General features: G+C 60.9%; 16 protein-coding genes. 1 reads left to right on the forward strand and 15 read right to left on the reverse strand.

Features of this window, described 5'->3' with window-relative positions; genetic code table 11:
* Positions 1–6: 6 nt before the first annotated feature.
* Positions 7–684, reverse strand: coding sequence for a response regulator transcription factor (locus R8871_RS37295; RefSeq protein WP_175054912.1), 678 nt, complete (start codon positions 682–684; stop codon positions 7–9).
* Positions 685–1,044: 360 nt separating this feature from the next.
* Between R8871_RS37295 and R8871_RS37300 the strand changes: the two genes are divergently transcribed.
* A complete protein-coding gene (locus R8871_RS37300) occupies positions 1,045–1,395 on the forward strand; it encodes a DUF4148 domain-containing protein (RefSeq protein ID WP_175054913.1) in 351 nt (116 codons plus the stop codon).
* A 57-nt stretch (positions 1,396–1,452) separates the two neighbouring features.
* On the opposite strand, the gene R8871_RS37305 is transcribed toward R8871_RS37300, so the two are convergent.
* The 14 genes from R8871_RS37305 to R8871_RS37370 form a co-directional block, all read right to left on the reverse strand.
* A complete protein-coding gene (locus R8871_RS37305; protein ID WP_175054914.1) occupies positions 1,453–4,653 on the reverse strand; it encodes a multidrug efflux RND transporter permease subunit in 3,201 nt (1,066 codons plus the stop codon).
* Between the two features lie 13 nt (positions 4,654–4,666).
* Positions 4,667–5,215 carry a GNAT family N-acetyltransferase gene (locus tag R8871_RS37310; RefSeq protein WP_175054915.1) on the reverse strand — a complete coding sequence of 183 codons (549 nt, stop codon included), beginning with the start codon at positions 5,213–5,215 and terminating at the stop codon, positions 4,667–4,669.
* 4 nt (positions 5,216–5,219) lie between these two features.
* On the reverse strand, positions 5,220–5,762 hold the full coding sequence (locus tag R8871_RS37315) for a GNAT family N-acetyltransferase (protein WP_407673256.1): 543 nt from the start codon (positions 5,760–5,762) through the stop codon (positions 5,220–5,222).
* 43 nt (positions 5,763–5,805) lie between these two features.
* Positions 5,806–7,167: a TldD/PmbA family protein gene (locus tag R8871_RS37320; protein WP_175054917.1), complete on the reverse strand. Its 1,362-nt coding sequence runs from the start codon at positions 7,165–7,167 to the stop codon at positions 5,806–5,808.
* On the reverse strand, positions 7,167–8,603 hold the full coding sequence (locus R8871_RS37325) for a TldD/PmbA family protein (RefSeq protein WP_175054918.1): 1,437 nt from the start codon (positions 8,601–8,603) through the stop codon (positions 7,167–7,169). Before R8871_RS37325 ends, R8871_RS37320 begins: the two co-directional genes overlap by 1 nt.
* The gene (locus R8871_RS37330) at positions 8,596–10,257 is read right to left on the reverse strand and encodes an ABC transporter ATP-binding protein (RefSeq protein ID WP_175054919.1); all 1,662 of its coding nucleotides are present in this window, start codon (positions 10,255–10,257) and stop codon (positions 8,596–8,598) included. Before R8871_RS37330 ends, R8871_RS37325 begins: the two co-directional genes overlap by 8 nt.
* Positions 10,254–11,369 (reverse strand): ABC transporter permease, encoded by a 1,116-nt coding sequence (locus R8871_RS37335; protein ID WP_175054920.1) that lies wholly within the window; start codon positions 11,367–11,369, stop codon positions 10,254–10,256. The genes R8871_RS37330 and R8871_RS37335 overlap by 4 nt, the downstream gene beginning before the upstream one ends.
* Positions 11,323–12,375 carry a microcin C ABC transporter permease YejB gene (locus R8871_RS37340; protein ID WP_093647172.1) on the reverse strand — a complete coding sequence of 351 codons (1,053 nt, stop codon included), beginning with the start codon at positions 12,373–12,375 and terminating at the stop codon, positions 11,323–11,325. Before R8871_RS37340 ends, R8871_RS37335 begins: the two co-directional genes overlap by 47 nt.
* 8 nt (positions 12,376–12,383) lie before the next feature.
* Positions 12,384–14,216 carry an extracellular solute-binding protein gene (locus R8871_RS37345; RefSeq protein ID WP_246288034.1) on the reverse strand — a complete coding sequence of 611 codons (1,833 nt, stop codon included), beginning with the start codon at positions 14,214–14,216 and terminating at the stop codon, positions 12,384–12,386.
* Positions 14,217–14,563: 347 nt separating this feature from the next.
* Complete coding sequence (locus R8871_RS37350; RefSeq protein WP_175054921.1) at positions 14,564–17,305, reverse strand: TonB-dependent receptor; 2,742 nt, start codon at positions 17,303–17,305, stop codon at positions 14,564–14,566.
* A 381-nt stretch (positions 17,306–17,686) separates the two neighbouring features.
* The gene (locus R8871_RS37355) at positions 17,687–18,262 is read right to left on the reverse strand and encodes a helix-turn-helix domain-containing protein (protein ID WP_054043150.1); all 576 of its coding nucleotides are present in this window, start codon (positions 18,260–18,262) and stop codon (positions 17,687–17,689) included.
* A gap of 303 nt (positions 18,263–18,565) precedes the next feature.
* Positions 18,566–19,771: a tetratricopeptide repeat protein gene (locus R8871_RS37360; RefSeq protein ID WP_175054922.1), complete on the reverse strand. Its 1,206-nt coding sequence runs from the start codon at positions 19,769–19,771 to the stop codon at positions 18,566–18,568.
* Between the two features lie 9 nt (positions 19,772–19,780).
* Positions 19,781–20,212, reverse strand: a complete 432-nt coding sequence (locus R8871_RS37365) for an ExbD/TolR family protein (RefSeq protein ID WP_054043145.1) — start codon at positions 20,210–20,212, stop codon at positions 19,781–19,783.
* Between the two features lie 57 nt (positions 20,213–20,269).
* Complete coding sequence (locus tag R8871_RS37370; protein WP_097391962.1) at positions 20,270–20,692, reverse strand: ExbD/TolR family protein; 423 nt, start codon at positions 20,690–20,692, stop codon at positions 20,270–20,272.
* Between the last annotated feature and the right edge of the window lie 4 nt (positions 20,693–20,696).

Raw genomic sequence — 20,696 nt, forward strand, 5'->3', positions numbered from 1 at the left:
GTCTGTTCATGCGAGGATATAACCCGAGCCCCGCACGGTCTGGATCATCGGCGCGACGCCGGGCGGGTCGATTTTTTTGCGCAACCGGCCCATGTGCACGTCGATCAGATTGGTGCCCGGGTCGAAGTGGTAACCCCACACCGCCTCGAACAGCATGGTGCGCGTGATGGTTTGCCCAGCATGCCGCATCATGAATTCGAGCACGCGATATTCAGTGGGCAGCAAGACGATCTCTTCGCCGTCGCGCTGAACCTTGCGGGAAATCAGATCGAGTTCGAGCGGGCCGACTCGCAGATGCGTTTCGAGCGGGGCTGCCGGTGTTTGACTGCGGCGCAACAGCACCTCGAGACGCGCGGTCATTTCTTCAGGGTCGAACGGCTTGGTCAGGTAGTCGTCGCCACCGGCGCGCAGGCCGCGCACGCGTTCATCCACATCACCCAATGCGCTCAACATCAGCACCGGCGTTTGAATGCCGATGCTGCGCATGGTGGTGAGGATCGTGAGGCCGTCCACGCCCGGCAGCATGCGGTCGAGCGTGATTACGTCGTAGTCTTCGCTGATCGCGCGGGCCATGCCGTCGCGGCCGTTGGCCACCCAATCCACCGTAAAGCCACGGCTTTTCAGCTCCTCGACAATTTCATTCGCGGTAATTTCATCGTCTTCGATCGTCAGTACTCGCGACATGATCATTGCATGCGCCACCGCCAGCTCTACCGATGCAAGCGGCGGGCGCGACCGGTTATCAGTAGAAGGACATGATGCCATATTCGGCTTGCGCGTTCAGAGCACGGGCGTGCGATTCGACGGGTGTCGCCGCTTTGCCTCAGTGCCTGCCTGCAGGCTACGCGCAGTTGTATAGCGGATGAATATCCGCTTCATGAAGAAAAATTTAAGTTCGCCGCAGAGCCGCTAAAACTGACGACGGAACGATAAAACAAATTTCATTTTCCCGACGCCGCTCCGGTAGGTCGCCTCCACTAGCCTACTGCCATCCCGCTGTTTTCTTTGCGGTCCGACTCGAACCTTATCGTGGATGGTATGAAAATGAAGCTCGCAACCAGGACTCTCGTCACCACCCTTCTGTTGATCGGCAGCGCATCGGCGATGGCTTCGCCGGCGCTCACACAGCAACAATGCAACGACTATCCGTTCAAACAGCTCAAAGGCGAAGTGACGCACAAGCAATTGATGAACGAACTCGGCGAACTGGAAGCAGTCGGCTACAGCCCCAGCAACGACGACGACGAGTACCCCAGCGATCTGCAGCAGGCCGAGCAAAAACTGCAAGCCGAATATCGCGCGGACTGCCTGCCTGCCGCGCATGCATCGACAACCGCGACGCAAACGCCGGCCGGTGCGGCGCCCGCGCAAGTGGCGAATCAGCCGGCCGGCTGAACGCCGCGCTCGACTCAGACGGCGACCGCGCTCAGGCGCAATGTGGCCGCCGTCACGTCACCGGCCATTCGTCAACTGGCCGCTTTCGCTCGCCTGCCGCCGTGCGCGCCGCTCGTCACGCTTACGGCGCAATTCGGCAAGCCGCCGTTTGCTATAGGTTAGCGAGGCGACCGCATGGAACGCGACCGGTGCGAATACGAGGCCGAACAGCGTAGCCGCCAGCACCCCACCGAACACGCCCGTGCCGATCGAACGACGGCTTTCCGCACCCGCACCGCTCGATACCACGAGCGGCACGACGCCCAACAGGAATGCTGCCGAGGTCATCACGATCGGCCGGAAGCGCGCGGCGGCCGCTTCGGTCACGGCGCGCGTCAACGGCAGCCCGCGACGATACAGATCGCGTGCGAATTGCACGATCAGAATCGCGTTTTTCGCCGCAAGGCCGATCACCGTGATCATGCCGACCTTGAAGTACACGTCGTTCGGCATGCCCCGCAGCAGCATCGCGGCGATTGCGCCGATCACGCCAAGCGGCACCACCATCAGCACGGCAAGCGGGATCGTCCAGCTTTCGTACAAGGCAGCCAGCGCCATGAACACGGCCAGCAGCGACAGGGCGATCAGCAACGGTGTCAGCTGTGCCGCCGCAGTTTCTTCGCGCGCCGCGTCGACCCAGTCATACGACACCCCGACCGGCAACGAAGCAGCGAGCCGCTCCATCTCCGCCATCGCCGCGCCCGAGCTATAGCCTGGCGCCGCGTGGCCGCTCACGTCGAGCGACGGATAGCCGTTATAGCGCGTCAGCATCACCGGGCCGATGCTCCAATGACGCGACGCAATCGCGGATAAAGGCACCATGCCACCCGACGAGTTCGGCACGGCGAGCGCCATCAGATCGTCCTCGGTCATTCGCGTGGCAGCGTCGGCGGAAATCATCACGCGGCGCATCCGGCCACCGGCAGGAAAGTCGTCGATATAGGTCGAACCGAAGGTGCTGCCCAGCACGTCGGTGATGCGGTCAAACGGCACGCCGAGCGCATACGCTTTCGCACGATCGATAACGAGTTCGACGCGCGGCGCATCCGGCAGATCCTCCGAATGCACCGAAGCCAGCACCGGGCTTGCCTTGGCCTGCGCGAACAGTTGCTCGCGCGCTGCCTTCAGCGCATCCAGCCCGACACCGCCGCGATCTTCGAGCCGGAACACGAAACCGTCCGAATGCCCGAGTCCCGGCACGGAAGGCGGCAATTGCGCCTCCACGTTGCCGTCGAGAATCTTGTCGAACTTCTCATTGAGCCGTTCGCGCAGGGTCATCGCATCGATGTCACGCTTGCCCCAGTCTTTCAGCTCGACGAAGCCCATCGCCACGTTCTGACCGCTGCCGGTAAAGCTCCAGCCGACCACACTGGTGACGTGCGCGACCGCAGGTTCGGCGTGCAGAATCGTTTCCATGCGCTGGACCACCGCGAGCGTACGCGCCTGCGTCGCACCGGCCGGCAATTGCACCATCACCTGCAACTGGCCTTCATCTTCGCTCGGTAAAAAGCCACCGGGCATCTGCCAATAGAGCGCGGCGCACGCGCCGACCAGCACGGCATAGATCGCCAGCATCGGTCCGATACGGCGCAGCGTACGCGCGGTCAGCCCACGATAGCCGCTCGCGGCCCGATCGAAACCGGTCGTGAAGCGGCTCGCCGCGCGCGCCGCGAAGCCGGGCAGGCCACGGCGGCCATCGCGTTGACTCACCGGGTGCTTGTGCGCTTTCAGCAGATTCGCGCATAGCGCGGGCGTCAGCGACAAGGCCATGAACGACGACACCAGCATCGACGCGATCATCGACACCGCGAATTGCCGGTAAATACCGCCGACACCGCCCGGGAAGAATGCCATTGGCACGAACACGGCTGTCAGCACCGCCGTCACGCCGACGATCGCGCCGCCGATCTGCGTCATCGCCTTACGGGTGGCCTCGCGCGGCGGCAGGCCCTCCTCTTCCATCACGCGATGCACGCTCTCCACCACCACGATCGCATCGTCGACGAGAATCCCGATTGCCAGCACAAGGCCGAACATCGTGAACACATTGATCGACAGACCGCATGCGTACATCGCGAGAAACGCGCCCATCAGCGTGACCGGAATCACCACCGTCGGCACCAGCGTATAGCGCAGATCGCGCAGGAACAGCCACATCACGAAGAACACCAGCACCACGGCCTCTGCCAGCGTGACGAGCACCTCGCGAATCGCGATCTTTACGAAATGCGCGTTGTCGAACGGAATTTCGACGGCAACGCCCGGCGGCAAGCCTTTCGAGAGTTCGGCAAGCCGTGCGCGGATCGCGTTGGACGTCTCGAGCGCATTGCCGCGCGGCCCGAGCTGAATACCGACGGTCGCCGCGGCCTTGCCGTTCAGGCGGGAGTAGTACGAGTAATTGTCGCGTCCCAGTTCGACTCGCGCGACATCCCGCAAGCGCACGGCCGAGCCGTCAGGCAGCGCCTTCAGCACGATCTGGCCGAATTCGGCGGGCGAGATCAGTTGTCCCTTTACGCTCACCGATGCCGTTAGCTGCTGCCCCGGAACGAACGGTGCGTCGCCCAGCGTACCGGCCGTTACCGTCGCGTTCTGCGCGGCGATCGCGGCGTTTACTTCCGCCGCGCCGAGACCGTACTCGCGCAGCTTCATCGGATCGAGCCAGATGCGCAACGCTTCGTCGGCGTCCCACAGCTCCGCCGCGCCCACGCCCGGCGCGCGCTTCAGTTCGCGCAACACGTAGCGGCTCAGGTAGTCGCTCAATTGCACCGAATCGCGCGAGCCATCCGTGGAGGTCAGCGCGACCAGCATCAGAAACGTATTGGCGGCCTTGAATACGCTGATGCCCTGCTGCACGACCTGTTGCGGCAAGCGAGGCTCGACCTGCTTGAGACGGTTCTGGATATCGACCAGCGCGAGATCCGGATTGGTGCCCGGGGCAAAGGTTGCATCGATCTCGAGATTGCCGAGGTTGTCACTGGTCGTTTCGTAGTACAGCATATTGTCGGCGCCATCGAGACTCTCTTCGATGATGCTGCCGAGGTTGGCATCGACCACTTCAGTGGCGGCCCCCGGATAGGTGGCGCTGATCACGATGCGCGGCGGCGCAAGACGCGGATACTGCGCTACCGGCAGTTGCGGAATGGCAAGTGCGCCCGCCACGACAATGGCGAGCGCAACAATCCATGCAAAAACCGGGCGGTCGATGAAGAAAAATGGCACGCAAAAAATCCGTTCAGATTGTCTGGAGACGCGGCGCGTCAACGAGGCGGGCCATATGCAGCACGTCGGCCAGTATGCCGTCGCGCAATGCAAAACCGCGCGAGCGGCCTTCTTCGACAAAGCCGAATTTGCGGTACAGCGCGATTGCCGGCGCGTTGTCGCAGAACACCGTGAGCTCGATGCGGCGCAAACCGAGCGATGCGTCCGCAGAGTCGATCAGCCCTTGCAGAAGCGCCGAGCCGACACCGCGTCCATGATACGCGTCATGCACGGCCAATCCTAAATACGCGCAATGCGCGCGACTGTGCCGCTGAACCTCCAATCCGGCGTGGCCGACCACGCGCCCGCCGATGGTCGCGCATACGCTTACGCCGCTTTTGAGGCGCCGCTCGTACCACGCCTTGAGCTCTCCAGGACGGCGGTAGCCGACCGATAGCGTGCCGCGCCGCACGCCGGGCAGGCTCATGATATCGGCGAACGCATCCATGTCGGACGATTCGAGCGCTCGAAGCGTAATGCGATCGTCGAGCGCGGCCTCGCCTGGCAACGTTTCTTCTTTCATGGTCTCATTCCGCTGCAGTGTTGGCGGCTGATGGCGTCGACATCCATGGCGCCGCTTCGCGCAGCCGCGCCATGAAATAGCAGTCGATCAGCACACCACGGCGCAACACCGCGCCACGCTGATGCGCTTCGATCTCGAAGCCGAACTTGCGGTATAGGGCAAGGGCCGCATGGTTATCACTGAAGACTTCCAACTCGAGGCGACGCAGACCGAGCCAGTTGTCGGCCAGATCGAGCAGTTCGGTCATCAGCGCATTGCCGATGCCGCGCCGGTGCCATGCGTCGTGGACACCAATGCCGAGCGATGCGGCATGCGCGCGGCGCCCCTTAAAAGGCGTGAGCTCCGCGTCGCCGACCAGCGTGTCGCCAACCATCGCCACGATCGCGATCTCGGGCGGCGCGAGTTCTTCAAGGTATTCGCGCGTGCTGGCAAGCGTCCGAAACGGCACCTGCGGATTGCCGTTCACCACGACCGGCAACTGATGCATCGCGTGGTATTGCTCCGCATCGGCCACGCGCAACGCGCGCAGCGTCAGGCCCTCGGGCAAGCTCCCAGAATTAGATTTTGTTCTTATGTCCTGATTCATAGGCTCATAACGTCAATTCGAATGACCTCGTCAGAATGCCGGGTAATTGCATGCCGCCCGTGGCCCGCTCACCCCATGTCGAGTCGCTCAATAGCAATTCCGCCTGCGCGCCGAGTTGTTCAAGTTCACTGCCGAGCACGCGGTACAGGCTGTCGTCGAAACGCATGGCTTCGAGCGGCGCAACGATCTGCCCGTTCTCGACCCAGAAAGTTGCGAAGCGCGTCATGCCGGTCAGCCTGCAATTCATCCGGTCCGAGAAATTCACGTACCAGAGATTGCCGATGTAGAGGCCGGTATCGAGCTTGCCCAGCACGTCCTCTTCCAGCAGATCGCCCGCCTGCATCGAAAGCGCCGCAGGCGACTCGTTCGCCAGCGCACCGTTGGGCGTCAATCCATATTCGCGCGCGCTGCGCGCATTGGTCAGGCGTTCGGCACTGCGGCCGGCCTGGATCAGCGGGACGCTCTCGCGCAAATAGCCGTCGTCGTTGAAACCGGGTGTAATGCCGAGATTCAGATCTTCGCTGATCGTAACGCGCGGGTCGACTACGATTTCTCCCACATGCAGCTTGTACAACTCGCTGCGCGACGTGGCCTGGGCACGTGCGGAGAAGCCGCTCCATGCCGCCACGCCAAGCAGTTCCGCGAGCGCTGCGGGCGCGAGATATGAACGATAACGCCCCGGCGCCAAGCTGCGCGGTGTGCGCGCGAGCACCGTGAGACGCGTTGCGGCCTGCTCGACCTTGTGCGCGAAAACGGCGTCGCTCCAGTCGTCGCCCGCGTATGTGGTTTTGATCGCGCGGCCGCTCGGGTCGTATAGCGACCAGCTGAAATTGAAGTTGTCGACTTCGTACCAGCCGCGGCTGCCGTTCGTGGACGCGAACCCGCGCACGATCGTGCCACCCGCGTAGAAGCCCACGAAATCCAGCCCCTGCGCGCATTCTGCAACGGTACGCAACAGGCCGGCCGGCTCCGGCAGCTTGCCTGAGCGTTGTGTGGCGCGCTGCCATTGCGACGTATCGAACAACAGATGCGGATCGTCCGCCGCGCCGCGCAGGCTTTCACGCAAAGTGGCAAGCGCCGCGCTCACGTCGTCCAGATCCTGTTGCAGATCGCCGCAGACAGTCAGCGTCGAATAAGCCTGGCGTGCGCCGTCGATCAAACGCAAGGTCAGTTTGCCTTGTGACACGCTGCCGATCTGCCGCACCTTGCCCGAGTTGAAGCGAATAAAGTCGGACTGCTCGCCGGCAAATGAGCTCAGCGTGGTTTCCGCGCCTTGCTGCAGGCGCTCGATGGTATCAGCCAGCGAAGTGAAATGCTGCTGCCAGTCGATCGAAGGCGCGGTGCGTGAGGAGATGAACTGGCTCATCAAGCGCCTCCGAACACGTCGATGTCGCTAAACACGCAAGCCGGCGAGGCGTGGCCAACGCGAATGATCTGCGCCGGTTCGCCCTTGCCGCACATGGACGTGCCGTACACCTCGCGCGTATCCGCGTTCCCCACCGCGCTCAGGCTGCGCCAGAAATTCGCCGAAATACCGCGGTAATTCGGCTGTTTGACGATCTGGGTCAGCTTGCCGTTTTCGATCAGCTGACCAAACTCGCAGCCGAACTGGAATTTGTTGCGATGGTCGTCGATCGACCAGGACGTGTTGGTGCGCATCAGAATGCCGTGTTCGATGTTGCCGATCATCTGCTCCAGAGAACTCTCGCCGGGCTCGATGTTCAGATTCGCCATCCGGTCGATCGGCGGGCGGTTCCAGTTGGATGCGCGTGAATTCGCCACGCCCGCAATATGGGCGCGTTGCTGCGAAAGTGCTCCACCGAGCGGGCGTTCGAGCACGCCATCGCGAATCAGATACTGCTTTTTTGCTTCCGTGCCGTCGTCGTCGAATGCGTACGTTGCGGCTTCCTCGCGCAGTTCCGGGTCGAAGGTTACGTTCAGCAGTTCCGAACCGTAGCGATACGAGCCGAACATTTCTTTCTTGACGAAGCTCCAGCCGGCGAAGTTGCGCTCGTCGCCGAGAATGCGATCGAGTTCGAGCGGATGGCCGATCGATTCGTGAATCTGCAGCATCATCTGATCGGGCATCAGCAGCAAATCGCGCTTGCCTGACGGACAATTCGGCGCAGCCAGCAATTGCAGCGCTTCATTGGCGACACGCTCACCCGAGCCGTCGAAGCCGAAGCGCGCCAGCACCTCCATGCCGCCCTGCCCCAAGGTGCCGTAGTTGCCACCAAGGGTGCGCACTTGCGTATCACCGTCCGCATGCGCGGCCACGCTCAATTGAGGCATCACGAACTGGAACTGTTGATCGATCCGCACGCCGTCGCGGGTGATGTAAAGCTGATCGGTGTGCGTAATCTGCACAGCCGCAACGCGTTCGACAATGCGTGCATCGAGATTCGCGCCCGCGCACTCCACGCTCAGGCGCTCCAGCCATTCGGCGCGGCTCGGCAATGCAAGCTGCGCGTTCGGCGACACGTAGTAGCCGCTCAGCGCAGGACGCACCACCTCGCGATGATCGATCAACGACAAAGCCGCGCTCGCTTCCGCGCGGGCCGTTGCGAGGTCCAGCGCTTGCTGCAAGCCGGCGGCACTCAGATTCGCGGTAGCGGCATAGCCTGCACCTGCACCCACCCATGCGATCAGCATCGCGCCACGATCGCGCACCGTGCGCATGGGTTGCGCGACGTCGTTACGGATCTCGTGATCGTCGATCTGTTCATCGACAATGCGCAGCGACCAGAACGCCGCGCGGCTCGTAAGCGATCGGGCGGCTTGCGCCCAACGTTCGTCAATCATTAACGGTTCCCGTAGGAGTCTTCGCTGCACCCGCCGGCGACACGATCAGCGACGACGCAAGCAGCGACTGGGTATAAGGATGCGACGGCGCGTGCAACACATCGAGTGTGTCGCCGGCTTCGACGATGCGTCCCGACTTCATCACGATCACGCGATGCGCCATGGCTCGCATCACCGCCAGATCGTGCGTAATGAACAAATAGCTTAGCTTGTACTTTTTCTGCAGATTTGTCAGCAGATTCAGCACCTGTTTCTGGATGGATACATCGAGCGCACTGGTCGGTTCATCGAGCACCAGCAATTCCGGCTCGACCGCGAGCGCACGCGCGATCGCTATACGCTGGCGCTGGCCGCCGGAAAACTCATGCGGATAGCGCAACATGGCGTCCGCGGGCATCCCGACTTCTTCCAGCAGGCTGCCCACACGTGCGCGCCGCGCCTTTGCGTCCATGTCGGGTTGATGCATGGTCAGGCCTTCGCCGATGATCTGCTCCACCGTCATCCGTGGCGACAACGAGCCGAACGGGTCCTGAAACACGACCTGCATGCGCGAATACAACTCGCGGCGGGAGCGCGCGGTTTTCAGCGAGGCTAACGGCAAACCGTCAATATGAATATGGCCCGCGGCCGGTTTCTGCAGACCGAGCACCGTGGCCGCCAGCGTCGATTTGCCCGACCCCGATTCGCCGACGATACCGAGCGTTTCGCCGCGCCGCACGTTCAGATCGACGTCGTGCACTGCACGGAACGTGGAGCGGCCGAACATGGAGCGCCAACCTTTCGCGGAGGTGCTGTAGTCGACGGCGAGCCCTTGCACTTCGAGCAAACGCCGCGCATCCGGCTCGACGGGCTCTACCGCACGTTGCGGCTCGCTGTCCAGCAGGCGCTTTGTGTAGGGATGCTGCGGGTTGGAGAACAACGCTTCGGTCGTATTGGTTTCGACCAGCACACCCTTTTCCATCACCGCGACGCGCTGCGCGAAACGTTTCACCAGATTCAGGTCATGCGTGATCAGCAGCACGGCCATGCCACGCTCGGCCGCTTCCTGCTCCTGCAACGCGATCAATAGATCGACGATCTGCTGACGCACGGTGACGTCGAGCGCGGTGGTCGGTTCGTCGGCAAGCAGCAGACGTGGCCGGCATGCCAGCGCCATGGCGATCATCGCGCGCTGCCGCTGGCCGCCGGACAGCTGATGCGGGAAACTGTCGATGCGCCGTTCCGGCTCGGGAATGCCGGTGCGTCTGAGCAACTCGATGCCGCGCTTGCGCGCCGCGTTCGGCCGCAAGCCTTCATGCAGGCGCAAACTTTCTGCGATCTGCTTGCCGATCGTGAAGAGCGGATTGAGCGCCGTCATCGGTTCCTGAAACACCATCGCCACGTCCGCGCCGCGCAGACCGCGCATCTGCTGCTCGGTCTTCTGCAGCAGATCCTCACCGTCGAGCAGCATGCGGCCGCTCAGATCGGCGTGCTCGACCAGACGCAAAATCGACAGTGCGGTGACGCTCTTGCCGGAGCCCGATTCGCCGACGAGAGCGACGCGCTCACCGCGCGCGATCGAGAGGCTGAGTTCATGCACCGCGATCTTGTCGCCGAAACGCACCGAGAAGCGATCGATTTCCAGCAACGGGCGGTTTGATTTGGCTTCGCTCATCGCGGACCTCCGCCGAAGGCCGAACCGCGTTTGCGCGTATCGAGCGCATTGCGTAATGCGTCACCCATGAAGGTCAACAACAGCAACGTAATCACCAGGGCGGCGAAAGCCGAAATCGAAATCCACCAGGCGTCGAGATTGTTCTTGCCTTCCTGAAGCAGTTCGCCGAGGCTCGGCGTGGGCGGCGGCACGCCCAACCCCAGAAAGTCGAGACTGGTCAGCGAGAGAATCGCCGCGCTCATGCGAAACGGTAGAAAGGTAATCACCGGCGTCAGGCTATTCGGCAGCACATGGCGCCACATGATCTGCCAGTTTGAAAGGCCCATGGTACGTGCCGCCCTCACGTAGTCGAGCGAGCGGTTACGCAGAAACTCAGCGCGCACATAGTCGGAAAGCACTAGCCAGCCAAACATCGAGAGAAGAATAAAGAGCAACCACAGCGTGGGCTCGAAGATCGACGCGAAGATGATCAGCAGGTACAGGTCCGGCATTGAGCTCCATATCTCGATCAGACGCTGACCGATCAGATCGGTGCGGCCACCGTAGAAGCCCTGCACCGCGCCGGTCAATACGCCGATCATGACGCCGGATACCGTGAGCGCGAGCGCCATCAGCACCGAAAGCCGGAAACCATACAGCAGCCGCGCAAGCACGTCGCGTCCGTACTGATCCGTGCCGAGCCAGTTGCTTCTGGTAGGCGGCGCCGGGTACGGATGGGCAGCGAAATAGTCGATCGTGTCGTAATGGAAATGATTCGGCGGATAGATCGCGAAGTTGCCATTCGATTCGAGTCGCGAACGGATATACGGATCGAGGTAATTCGCCCGCGCCGGAAAATCGCCGCCGAAGATCTTCTCCGAATAGTCTTTGACGATAGGAAAATAATAGTGCCCGTCATAGCGCACAATCAACGGACGATCGTTGGACAGCACCTCGCCGAACAGGCTGATGACGAACAGCGACACGAAGATCACGAGGCTCCAGTAACCGAGCCTCTGCCGCTTGAAGCGCAGCCATGTGCGCCGCCAGGGAGACGGCGACGCCACGTGCGCCGCGCCGGACTGATCAGCGGTCCAGGCGGTTGAATTGGATGCGGGGGTCGACGAGGACATAGCAGACGTCAGCAATGAGTTTGGTTACGAGGGCGATCAGCGTGAACAGAAACAGCGAACCGAGCACGACCGGATAGTCACGGCGAATCACCGAGTCATACGAAAGTTGGCCCATGCCGTCGAGCGAGAACAGGGTTTCGATCAGCAGATTGCCGTTCAGGAAGGCGCCGACGAAGGCCGCCGGCAAACCGGTCAGCAACGGAATCGCGGCATTGCGCAGCACGTGTTTCCACAGCACGTCGCGCTCAGGCGCCCCTTTGGCGCGGGCAGTCAATACGTATTGACGTCCAATCTCCTCGAGGAAGGTGTTCTTGGTCAGAATCGTGACGATCGCGAAGTTGCCCACCACCGAGGCGGTGACCGGCAACACGATGTGCCACAAATAGTCGAGCAGCTTGCCGAAGGCACTGAGGTCGTTGAAGTTGTCCGAGGTCAGGCCGCGCATCGGAAACACCTGCCAGAAGGTGCCGCCGCCGAACAGCATCAGCAACAGCACGCCCAGCACGAAGCCGGGAATCGCGTAACCGGCGAGCACCAGCACGCTGGTCACCGTATCGAAGCGCGAGCCGTTGCGCACTGCTTTCGCAATACCCAACGGCACCGATATCAGATACGTGAGCATCACCGTCCATAAGCCGAGCGTGATCGACACGGGCAGCTTCGATTTGATGACGTCCCACACGCTGTCATGCTGATAGTAGGACTGGCCCAGATCGAAGGTCGCATAACGCTTGAGCATCAGAACGTAGCGCTCGAGCGGCGGCTTGTCGAAGCCGAATTGCTTCTTGATCTGCTCCAACTGCTGCGGATCGACACCCTGGCTGCCGTGATACCCGCCGCCGCCCGACCCCGCCTCTCCGCCACGGCCAGCGCCGTGGCGGAGTTGCGTCATCACCTGTTCAACCGGCCCACCCGGTACGAACTGCGTGACGACAAAGGTCAGCGTGACCACGCCGAGCAGCGTCGGCACCATCAATAGCAATCGTCTGAGAATGTAGGCGAGCATGGTGTTCCTCAGTGGGCCGTGGCCGTGGTTGAACTCGCGGATTGCGCGGCCTGGAGTTTCTGTGTCGCCTGTGCGCCGGGCGCCTTCACGTACCAGTAGTCGATGACCCAATCTTCGTACTGGTAGGAATTCGGCACGGTTTTCGGAAAGCCGAGCGTGGTCTTATAGCCGATGCGCGCGCCCGGTGCGTAGTACTCCGGCACCAGGTAAAACGAATAGATCAGCACGCGATCCAGTGCACGGGTCGCCGCTTCCAGATCGTCGAGATTAGTGGCGGAGAGTGCGGAGTGGATCAGCGAGTCGACCGCTTTCGAACGGATACCCGTATAGTTCTCGGAGCCGACTTCGGACGCAGCCGCACTGCCGAAGCGGCGCGTCAGTTCAGCGCCCGGAATCGTGACCGGCGGATAGATGAAGGTGGTCATGTCGTACTCGAAATTATCCAGACGTTTCTCGTACAACGCGCTGTCGATTTCGCGCATATGGGCCTGTATGCCGAGCATGTCGAGCGCCTGCATATACGGCAGGATCAGACGATCCATGCCGGGCTGATCGTCCATGATCTCGATCGTCATCGGCGTACCGTTGGCGTCACGCAATGCGCCGTCGCGATAGTGCCACCCGGCTTGCGCCAGCAGATCGCGCGCAACGCGCAGATTGCCGCGCAAGGAATTCGGCGGAATCGTGTCGGGTTGCTTGAGCATCGGGCCGAACACTTCGGGCGGCACGCTGCCGCGCAACGGTTCGAGCAGCGCCAGCTCCTTCTGCCCCGGCATGCCGGTCGCACCGAACGGACTGGCCTCAAAATAGCTGTTCGTACGCCGGTATTGACCGTAGAACATCATCCGGTTCATCCAGTCGTAGTCGAGTGCCAGCGTCAGGGCGTGGCGCACGCGCGGGTCCTGGAACATCGGCTTGCGCATATTCATCAGCATGCCCTGCATCTGCGCGGGACCGTCGGCGAATTCGCCCTTCTTCAGCAGTCCGTTGTCGAAGTTCTTGCCGACATATTTGCGCGCCCACTGCGTCGCGCTGTATTCGACGATGACGTCCGCGTCGCCTGCCTTGAAGGCTTCAAGCTGCGTGTAATGATCGCGGTACAGGTTGAACGTGATGCGTTCGAAACGGAACATGCCGCGTCGCGAAGGCAGATTCGCCGCCCAGTAGTCGGGGTTGCGGCGATACGTGATCTGCTTGTCGTTCTTGCGGCTCTCGATCAGATAGGCGCCGCTGCTGATCGGTGCCATGGAAGAAATCTGGTCGAATGGCAGACGCTTGCCGTTGGGCTGCATCCCCCATTTCGGCGAAAAGATCGGCAGATCGCCGGCGATCAATGGCGCATCGCGTTCTGCATGCTTGAAATCGAAGCGGATTGTGCTCCTGTCGATCACCGTCGCGTTTTTGATGATCGAGAACTGCGCATTGAAAAGCGGCGACGCCTGCGGACTCGTCAACGTGTCGTACGAGTACTTGACGTCGGCGGCCGTGATCGGATCGCCGTTCGAGAAGCGTGCGGCGGGATTGATATGGAATGTCGCCGAGGTCAGGTCTGGGGCGACTTCGACATCGTCGGCGATCAATGGATATTCGGAGGCCAGTTCGTCCCAGCTACGCTGCATCAGCGTATCGAACATCAGATTGAGGACGTCGGGCGCGGGCGCGCCACGCACCAGAAACGGATTCAGTGAATCGTAGGTCTGCAGTTCGCTATAGTTTTCGAAACTGAGCGAGCCGTTCGCGGGTGCGTCCGGATTCGCATAGTCGAAGTGCGTGAAGTCGGCGGGATACTTCGGCTGGTCGTACTGTGAAATCGACGGCTTTGCCTGCGCCGCCGTCGGCATCGCTCCGCATACCGTTAGTAGGCCAGGCGCAGCGGCAATGACGAACGAGATGCTCGCGGCGCGGCGCACCGCGCCGAGCAAACATCCAATCGCGTCGTGCAGGCGCAACAGTCCGGAATTCATCATTCTTTTCATCAGCCCATACAGTGCGCACCGGCTCGTGACCTGCGCGCGATTCGTCCTGCGGCACGAGTACAACCTGTTGGCTTTACCGGTGCACGCTGGTCCATTGCGACGACAGGCAGACTGCGCCGCCTTACGATGAGTCGCCGCTTAAAGCACACCGCTCCGGTTCCTTGCACGAACGGAACCGGAGCAGTGCTTCCATCAGATCAACTACAGAGACCTCAGAACTTATACGTTGCGCCGATTTGCGCGAAACGGCCAATGTACGTATAGATCGACTGATCGTACCCGTTCTGATCCAACGTGCCATTCGCAAAGATCGGATCGTACGGCGGCGTACGGTTGAAGATGTTGTCGATACCGCCGTAGATCGTCCAGTGCTTGAAGCCCGTGTACGTCATCATCAGGTTGAACTGGCTGTACGATCCCACCTTGCTCGGCCCCGACGGATTCAGATTCTGCGCGTACGGACCCGTGAACTGCCACGTCAACGCTGCGTCGAACTTATGATACGTCCAGTCCAGCGTAGTGTTGCCCTTCCAGCGCGGGAAGCTGCCGCCGAACGGTTGCGTGAGGGTGAAGTTGTTACCCGCGCCGTTCACCGGTGCGCCCCCCAGGAAGCCGATCTTGAAGCTGTTCACATAAGCCCAGTCAGTCGACAGGGTGAACGTACCGGCGGTCGTGGTCGGCAGCGCCTGACGGAACGTGCCTTCGAAGCCGTTCGTGTCGAGGTAGCCGAGGTTCTGATACGGAATCACCTTGTACAGCACGTCGCCCGTGGTCGGATCGGTAGCAACCTGCGAAGGCGAACCCTGGCCGATCACGTTATCGACGCGAATCTTGTACCAGTCAAGGCCGACATCAGTCGTGCGGGTCGGTGACAACTGGAAGCCGATGTTGAAGTTGCGCGTACGCTCCGGCGCCAGATTCGGATTACCCTCGGTGATCGAGGTGTAGTTCAGACCGGTGTTCGGATCCACCTGAATTCCGAGCGTTTGCGATTTGCTGTTTTCGACGAACGTCGGCGCACGGAAACCGCGGTCATACGACGTGTACATCGTCAACGCCTGAACCGGCTGATAGCGCAACGCGAAGCGCGGCGAGAACGCACCACCCACATCGCTGTAGTGGTCGTAACGGCCCGACTGACTGAATGTCAGGTTGCGCACAATCGGAATATCCACCTGGTAATACACGGCCGCCACATTGCGCTGGCCGTTCACCGTCTGGAGATTCGGATTGATGACCTGGCCCGACAGGAATGCCGCACCCGGCGTGAGCACTTCGCTCTGGTGCGTGAACTGCGCGCCGAACCCGAGACCCACGTCGCCCGCCGGCAGGTGGAACAGCTCCGGCGTCGACAACGTCGCGTCAACCGTATCGAGCTTCGAGATACCCAGGTTGTCCGCATCCTGGTACAGCCCGTTGAACGCATTGGGCGTAGCCGACGGATTCGCGAAATTCAGCGTACCGTTCTGGTAAATGTTGGCCAGTGCGGCGGAGTTCAGCTGGTTCGTGTAGGTGTTCGCGACCGTGCTTTGCGAGTGGCTGACCGACGTCGCCCAATCCCATTCACCGTTCGGCAGGTTGAACGAACCCTTGACGCCTGTGGATGCGCGCCAGTACGTGGCATCCGTCTTTTCCGCGATCGTGTTCGGGAAAGCATAGGTGAGTGGCGTGCCAACCCCGAACGGGTTGTACGGGTTAGTCGCCGGCACAACAGTGCTGAACGGGACGAGCAGCTTTGTCTGCGGGTTCAACACCAGCGTCGGATTCTGCGGATTGCCAACCACATTGCCCCACAAACCATCGTTGGTCGTGGTCGTGTTTCTGCTGATCAGGAAGTCGCCGAATGCAGTGGTCGTATCGCTGATCTTGAAGTCAGCGTGAAGCTTCGCATTGAGACGCTCGGTCATCGGTGCGATGGACGTGCCTTCCGCGGTATTGAACGCGCAGACCGTGCCTGCCTTGCCGGCAGTCAGCGAATTGGTGGCCGCAGGATGCACCGAACCGCCGGAGGGACAACCGCTCAACGCCTGCACGCTGCCGTCGGGCATATTCCAGTACGACGGCGCGAGCAACGAAAGGCCGCCCGGTTGATTGGTGAAGTCCTGATTGCGCGTCGAGTCGCGGTCTGCGAGCGTGAAGCCGTTCGACTTGTAGTAGCTCGCGGCAGCGGTCACGTTAAAGCGATCGGAGTTGAGATCGCCGAAGCCGCCAAGCGCGCCGAATTTGGTGGTGCCGGCACCGCCGCCGCCATTGATGGCGCTGCCGTAGCTGCCGTCGAGCTGGAGGCCCTGGAAGTCATGCTTCGTGATGATGTTGACCACGCCTGCAATAGCGTCCGAGCCGTATTGCGACACGGCGCCGGTCTTCACGATTTCGATGCGGTCGATGGAGTTCAACGGCAGCGTGTTCAGGTCGAAGAAGGAGTCGACGCTGTTCGAGAAGAACGCGAACGGCGCAACGCGCTGTCCATCCACCAGCACCAGCGTGTATTTTTCGCTGAGGCCGCGCAGAGCGATACCCGCAGCGCCTGCGGCGAAGTTGCCGGACTGGCCTTCACTCCAGCTATTCGCCGAGTTGGCCGAGGTGTCGCGCAGAAAATCGGAGACGGTCGTTGCACCGCTATTCTGAATGTCTTTCTGCGTAACCGTCTGAACCTGGTTGAAGCCGACCTTGTCCGAACTGCGGATCAGCGACCCGGTCACTTCGAATTTCTTCAGTTGCTGCACGCCTTTGCCAGCCGGCGTCGCGGTGGTGTTGTCCGCGGACGGTGTCGCGGCGGTGCCCGATGCCGGAGTTGCAGCCGCTGCCGGCGTGCTCTCCGTCGTCGCGCCTGCCGCGGTTCCGGTGGTGGCCGGCTGGCTTTGTGCAAACGCCGGTACGGCGATTACGGCCGACAATGCCAGTTCAGCCCAGATTATTCTTTTGATGGCCAACGCCAATGCCCTTTGTTTCATTTTCCCCTTCCCGCTCGTCAATTAAGGCCACAGCTGTGTGTGTGAAGAGAGATCTTGTGAACCTCCCCACTCGATATACGGCGATCTTGCGCCGCGCTCCGTCAAAGCTGACCCGTCCTTCCATTGCCCAGCAAACCGGCTAACAGCACACCAGTTTGCAGATACAGACGGGAAGACGGGACACTTCAGATACTTCAATATCGGACTACTTATTTATTACAAACGAAATGCGCAGCGCTTTCTAATTGATTTCACTTCTACCACTTCGGACTCTGACTATTGGGGCAATGCGCTCCCAATCAGACCCACTCCGATTCAACCTTAAGTAATGCTTACAAATACAGCTTGACCGCTTTCGACGAAAGCATTAAGCAAAGGCATCTAGAACAATCTTGGCGTGCCCACCCAGACGACCACCGCTTCTTCGCGAGCGGTATTGCACCAGGCGTGCGGCACAGTGGACTCGTAATGCGCGGTGTCACCAGCCTGCAATACGAACGTTGTACCTTCTAACGTGAGCGATATCTGGCCGCTCATCACGTACAAGAACTCTTCCCCTGCATGCGTTGTGACTTCCGACGGGTTCTGCCCCACCGGCATCCTGACGAGAATCACTTCCAGCTTGCTGCCAACCGACAGATTCGTCAGCCGTCCAAAAAGATTCGCGGTTCCGTCGAAGCCGAAGTACTTCAGTTCTTTTCCTCTTTGCACCGACCTGTCTTCAGTCGGCGTATCGACGAAGTACTGCACCGTTACACCTAAAGCCCGAGCAATGCCAACTAGCGACGTAATCGAAGGTGTTGCATGACCTCGCTCCACCTGCGACAAAAAAGGCTTGGAAATTCCCGCCGTGGTTGCCACTTCATCCAGCGTGCGCTTGAGCCGTTGGCGAAGCGCGCGGATCTTGCTTCCTATAGAAACTGCGACCTGTGCCTTGTTATCGAGTGGCAAAACCATAGCAAGACAGAATCCCGTAGTCAAAATTAGTTTGATAAAACGAAACTATGTTTCGTCGAATACAACATCCTCCCTAAGAGATGCGCGATATGCCTGGCTAGTTGCCGCAGTAAGTGACTCCATCAAGGCGATCGCCGAGGCACTTTCATACTCGCGGAAAACTGGGCGCTGGTTGCGCACACAACCACATCCGTCTATTCGCGACGGCCTGTGTCTCATACGGCAAGAATGTGCCTCCCGGCTCGATACACGGATACCTCGGAGGCACTTCGCAAGAAGAAACATATAGGGACGAGGATGCCGCTATTTCGACGCCACCAGCACCCACAGACGGGCGAGGTCGGCTGAACCATCGGTACCCTTCACTGCGCGGAAGGTTTGCACTGCACGCGCTTTATCGCCCGCCATGTAGTACGCCTCACCGAGATGCAGTTGCGCCTGGTCCGGGTGGTCGATTCCGCCCTTCGAGATCGCAGCATCCATTGCCGTCAGACCCTGCTTGGCCTGCCCTGCGAAGACCTCGTTGAAGGCGACGTCGACCGGCGCGACGGGGTTCGCGGGATCCGCCGGCGCTTGTGCCCGCTTCGCGGCAAGTGCCTGCAACCGCTTCTCGCGATCGGCCTGCGCATCGTGGCCCAGAACGCCTGACGCAAAGCCTTGATCGATAACCTGCTTGCCTTCGGCCGTGGTGCCGGCCACGATCGCGAGCTGCGTCATTTCCATGTAATCGTCGGCCGTACTGAGCGAACCGGTTGCACGGCGCAGACGGAAGGTGTCAATGTCCAGCGCGGACGAATAGCCGGGCTTGCTACGAATCGCGTTGAACAGATCGTCCCAGTAAGACTGCTTCGGATGATAGGCAACCAGCTTTTCGAGCGTGCTGCGGTACGTCGCATCATCCTTCACGCGTTGCGCGCAGGTGCCGAGCAATTGCAGTTGCGACTCGTCTGGGGCATGACCGGCGCGCACTTGCGCATCGATGCCAGGTTTGAGCAGGCTCACCACACTGGCGCAATCGTTTGACAGGTAGTAAGACTGAACAAGCAAGGTGCGCATGTCGGGATCGCTGCCGCCCGACTTCAGATAACGTTGCGCGACCTTCGCAGACTGTGCGTAGTTTTTCTGCTGGAAGTAGATGCCTGCAAGCGCCGCGGTGGTGCGTTGCTCGTCAGCACCCGTCAGGCGTCCTGAACCCAGCAAGGTTTCGTAGGCCTGTGCGGCCACGCCGGATTCACCGGCTGCCGCTGCTGCGGCGCCGCGCATCTCCTGAATCATGTAGCTTTCATAGGGCGTTTTGCCCGGCACAGCGTCGGCCTGATCGATCTTCGACAACGCGTCCTTGTACTTGTGCGCGCGATACAGATCCTGCGCGGCGTTCAGCGGCTTCGCCACATCCGGCCGCAAAGAGTCTGCAGCATGAGAGGTGACCGGCAGCACGACGAGCGCCGACAGCCCTCCGATAGCGGCCGCAATGACGGCGCGTTTGAACCGTTGATGGATCGTTAGCATTCCACTTCCCTATTGCATGTACTGCTCGTTGCCGATCAGGCCGATTTTCGTCGCGCCCAGTCGTTGCGCGGATGCCATCACTGCCGCGACATCCTTGTACGGCACCAGCTTGTTAGGCCGCAGATGAATTTCCGCCTGGACCGGTTCAGCGGCCACCTGTGCAAGCCTGGATTCCAGCGCCGCGCGGTTGGGCACCGGCTGGCCGTTCCAGGTCGTGGTGCCGTCGAAGTCGATATCGATCTGCACCACTTCCGGCTGCGTGATCGGCGGCGGCGGATTGCCGACCGGCAAATTCATCTTGATGGCATGCGTCTGAATCGGAATCGTGATGATCAGCATGATCAGCAACACCAGCATCACGTCGATCAGCGGCGTGGTGTTGATATCGACCATCACATCCGGTTCGGAACTGCCACCGCCCGAAGATACGTTCATTCCCATGATCACCTCCTGTCGACCAGAGTTAGCGCAAAGCTCTTACTCTGGTCCCATGCAAAGCTAGCCGCCGCGTGCGGGCGGCTCAGTAATAAACGAAACCTTGGCGATACCGGCGCGCTCGCACGCGGTAATGACCCGGCCGATGAACTCATAACGCGCGCTCTGGTCGCCGCGGACATGCACTTCCGGTTGCGGCGTCATGACCGACACGGTTTTCAGGCGTGTCAGCAGCGTAGGCCCATCCACCTGCTTCTCGTTCCAGAAGAAATCGCCGTCGTGGTTGACCGCAATGACGATACTTTTGGGCGTGGTCTGCAGCGGCTGGATCGTCTCCTTCGGCAGTTGCACCGGCACCGTATGCGTCACCACCGGAATCGTGATCAGAAAGATGATCAGCAGAACCAGCATCACATCGACAAGCGGCGTGGTGTTGATACTGGAGATGACCTCGTCGTTATCATCCTGCCCAACGCTCATAGCCATGACA

It is taken from the genome of Paraburkholderia sediminicola, from assembly GCF_902859805.1.
Taxonomy (GTDB): Bacteria; Pseudomonadota; Gammaproteobacteria; order Burkholderiales; family Burkholderiaceae; genus Paraburkholderia; species Paraburkholderia sediminicola.

Coding starts and splice junctions, on each gene's coding strand:
- R8871_RS37295 (WP_175054912.1), bottom strand. CDS start 684: ATGTCGCGAGTACTGACGATCGAAGACGATGAAATTACCGCGAATGAA.
- R8871_RS37300 (WP_175054913.1), top strand. CDS start 1,045: ATGAAGCTCGCAACCAGGACTCTCGTCACCACCCTTCTGTTGATCGGC.
- R8871_RS37310 (WP_175054915.1), bottom strand. CDS start 5,215: ATGAAAGAAGAAACGTTGCCAGGCGAGGCCGCGCTCGACGATCGCATT.
- R8871_RS37320 (WP_175054917.1), bottom strand. CDS start 7,167: ATGAGCCAGTTCATCTCCTCACGCACCGCGCCTTCGATCGACTGGCAG.
- R8871_RS37325 (WP_175054918.1), bottom strand. CDS start 8,603: ATGATTGACGAACGTTGGGCGCAAGCCGCCCGATCGCTTACGAGCCGC.
- R8871_RS37330 (WP_175054919.1), bottom strand. CDS start 10,257: ATGAGCGAAGCCAAATCAAACCGCCCGTTGCTGGAAATCGATCGCTTC.
- R8871_RS37335 (WP_175054920.1), bottom strand. CDS start 11,369: ATGTCCTCGTCGACCCCCGCATCCAATTCAACCGCCTGGACCGCTGAT.
- R8871_RS37340 (WP_093647172.1), bottom strand. CDS start 12,375: ATGCTCGCCTACATTCTCAGACGATTGCTATTGATGGTGCCGACGCTG.
- R8871_RS37345 (WP_246288034.1), bottom strand. CDS start 14,216: ATGCCGACGGCGGCGCAGGCAAAGCCGTCGATTTCACAGTACGACCAG.
- R8871_RS37350 (WP_175054921.1), bottom strand. CDS start 17,305: ATGAAACAAAGGGCATTGGCGTTGGCCATCAAAAGAATAATCTGGGCT.
- R8871_RS37355 (WP_054043150.1), bottom strand. CDS start 18,262: ATGGTTTTGCCACTCGATAACAAGGCACAGGTCGCAGTTTCTATAGGA.
- R8871_RS37360 (WP_175054922.1), bottom strand. CDS start 19,771: ATGCTAACGATCCATCAACGGTTCAAACGCGCCGTCATTGCGGCCGCT.
- R8871_RS37365 (WP_054043145.1), bottom strand. CDS start 20,212: ATGGGAATGAACGTATCTTCGGGCGGTGGCAGTTCCGAACCGGATGTG.
- R8871_RS37370 (WP_097391962.1), bottom strand. CDS start 20,692: ATGGCTATGAGCGTTGGGCAGGATGATAACGACGAGGTCATCTCCAGT.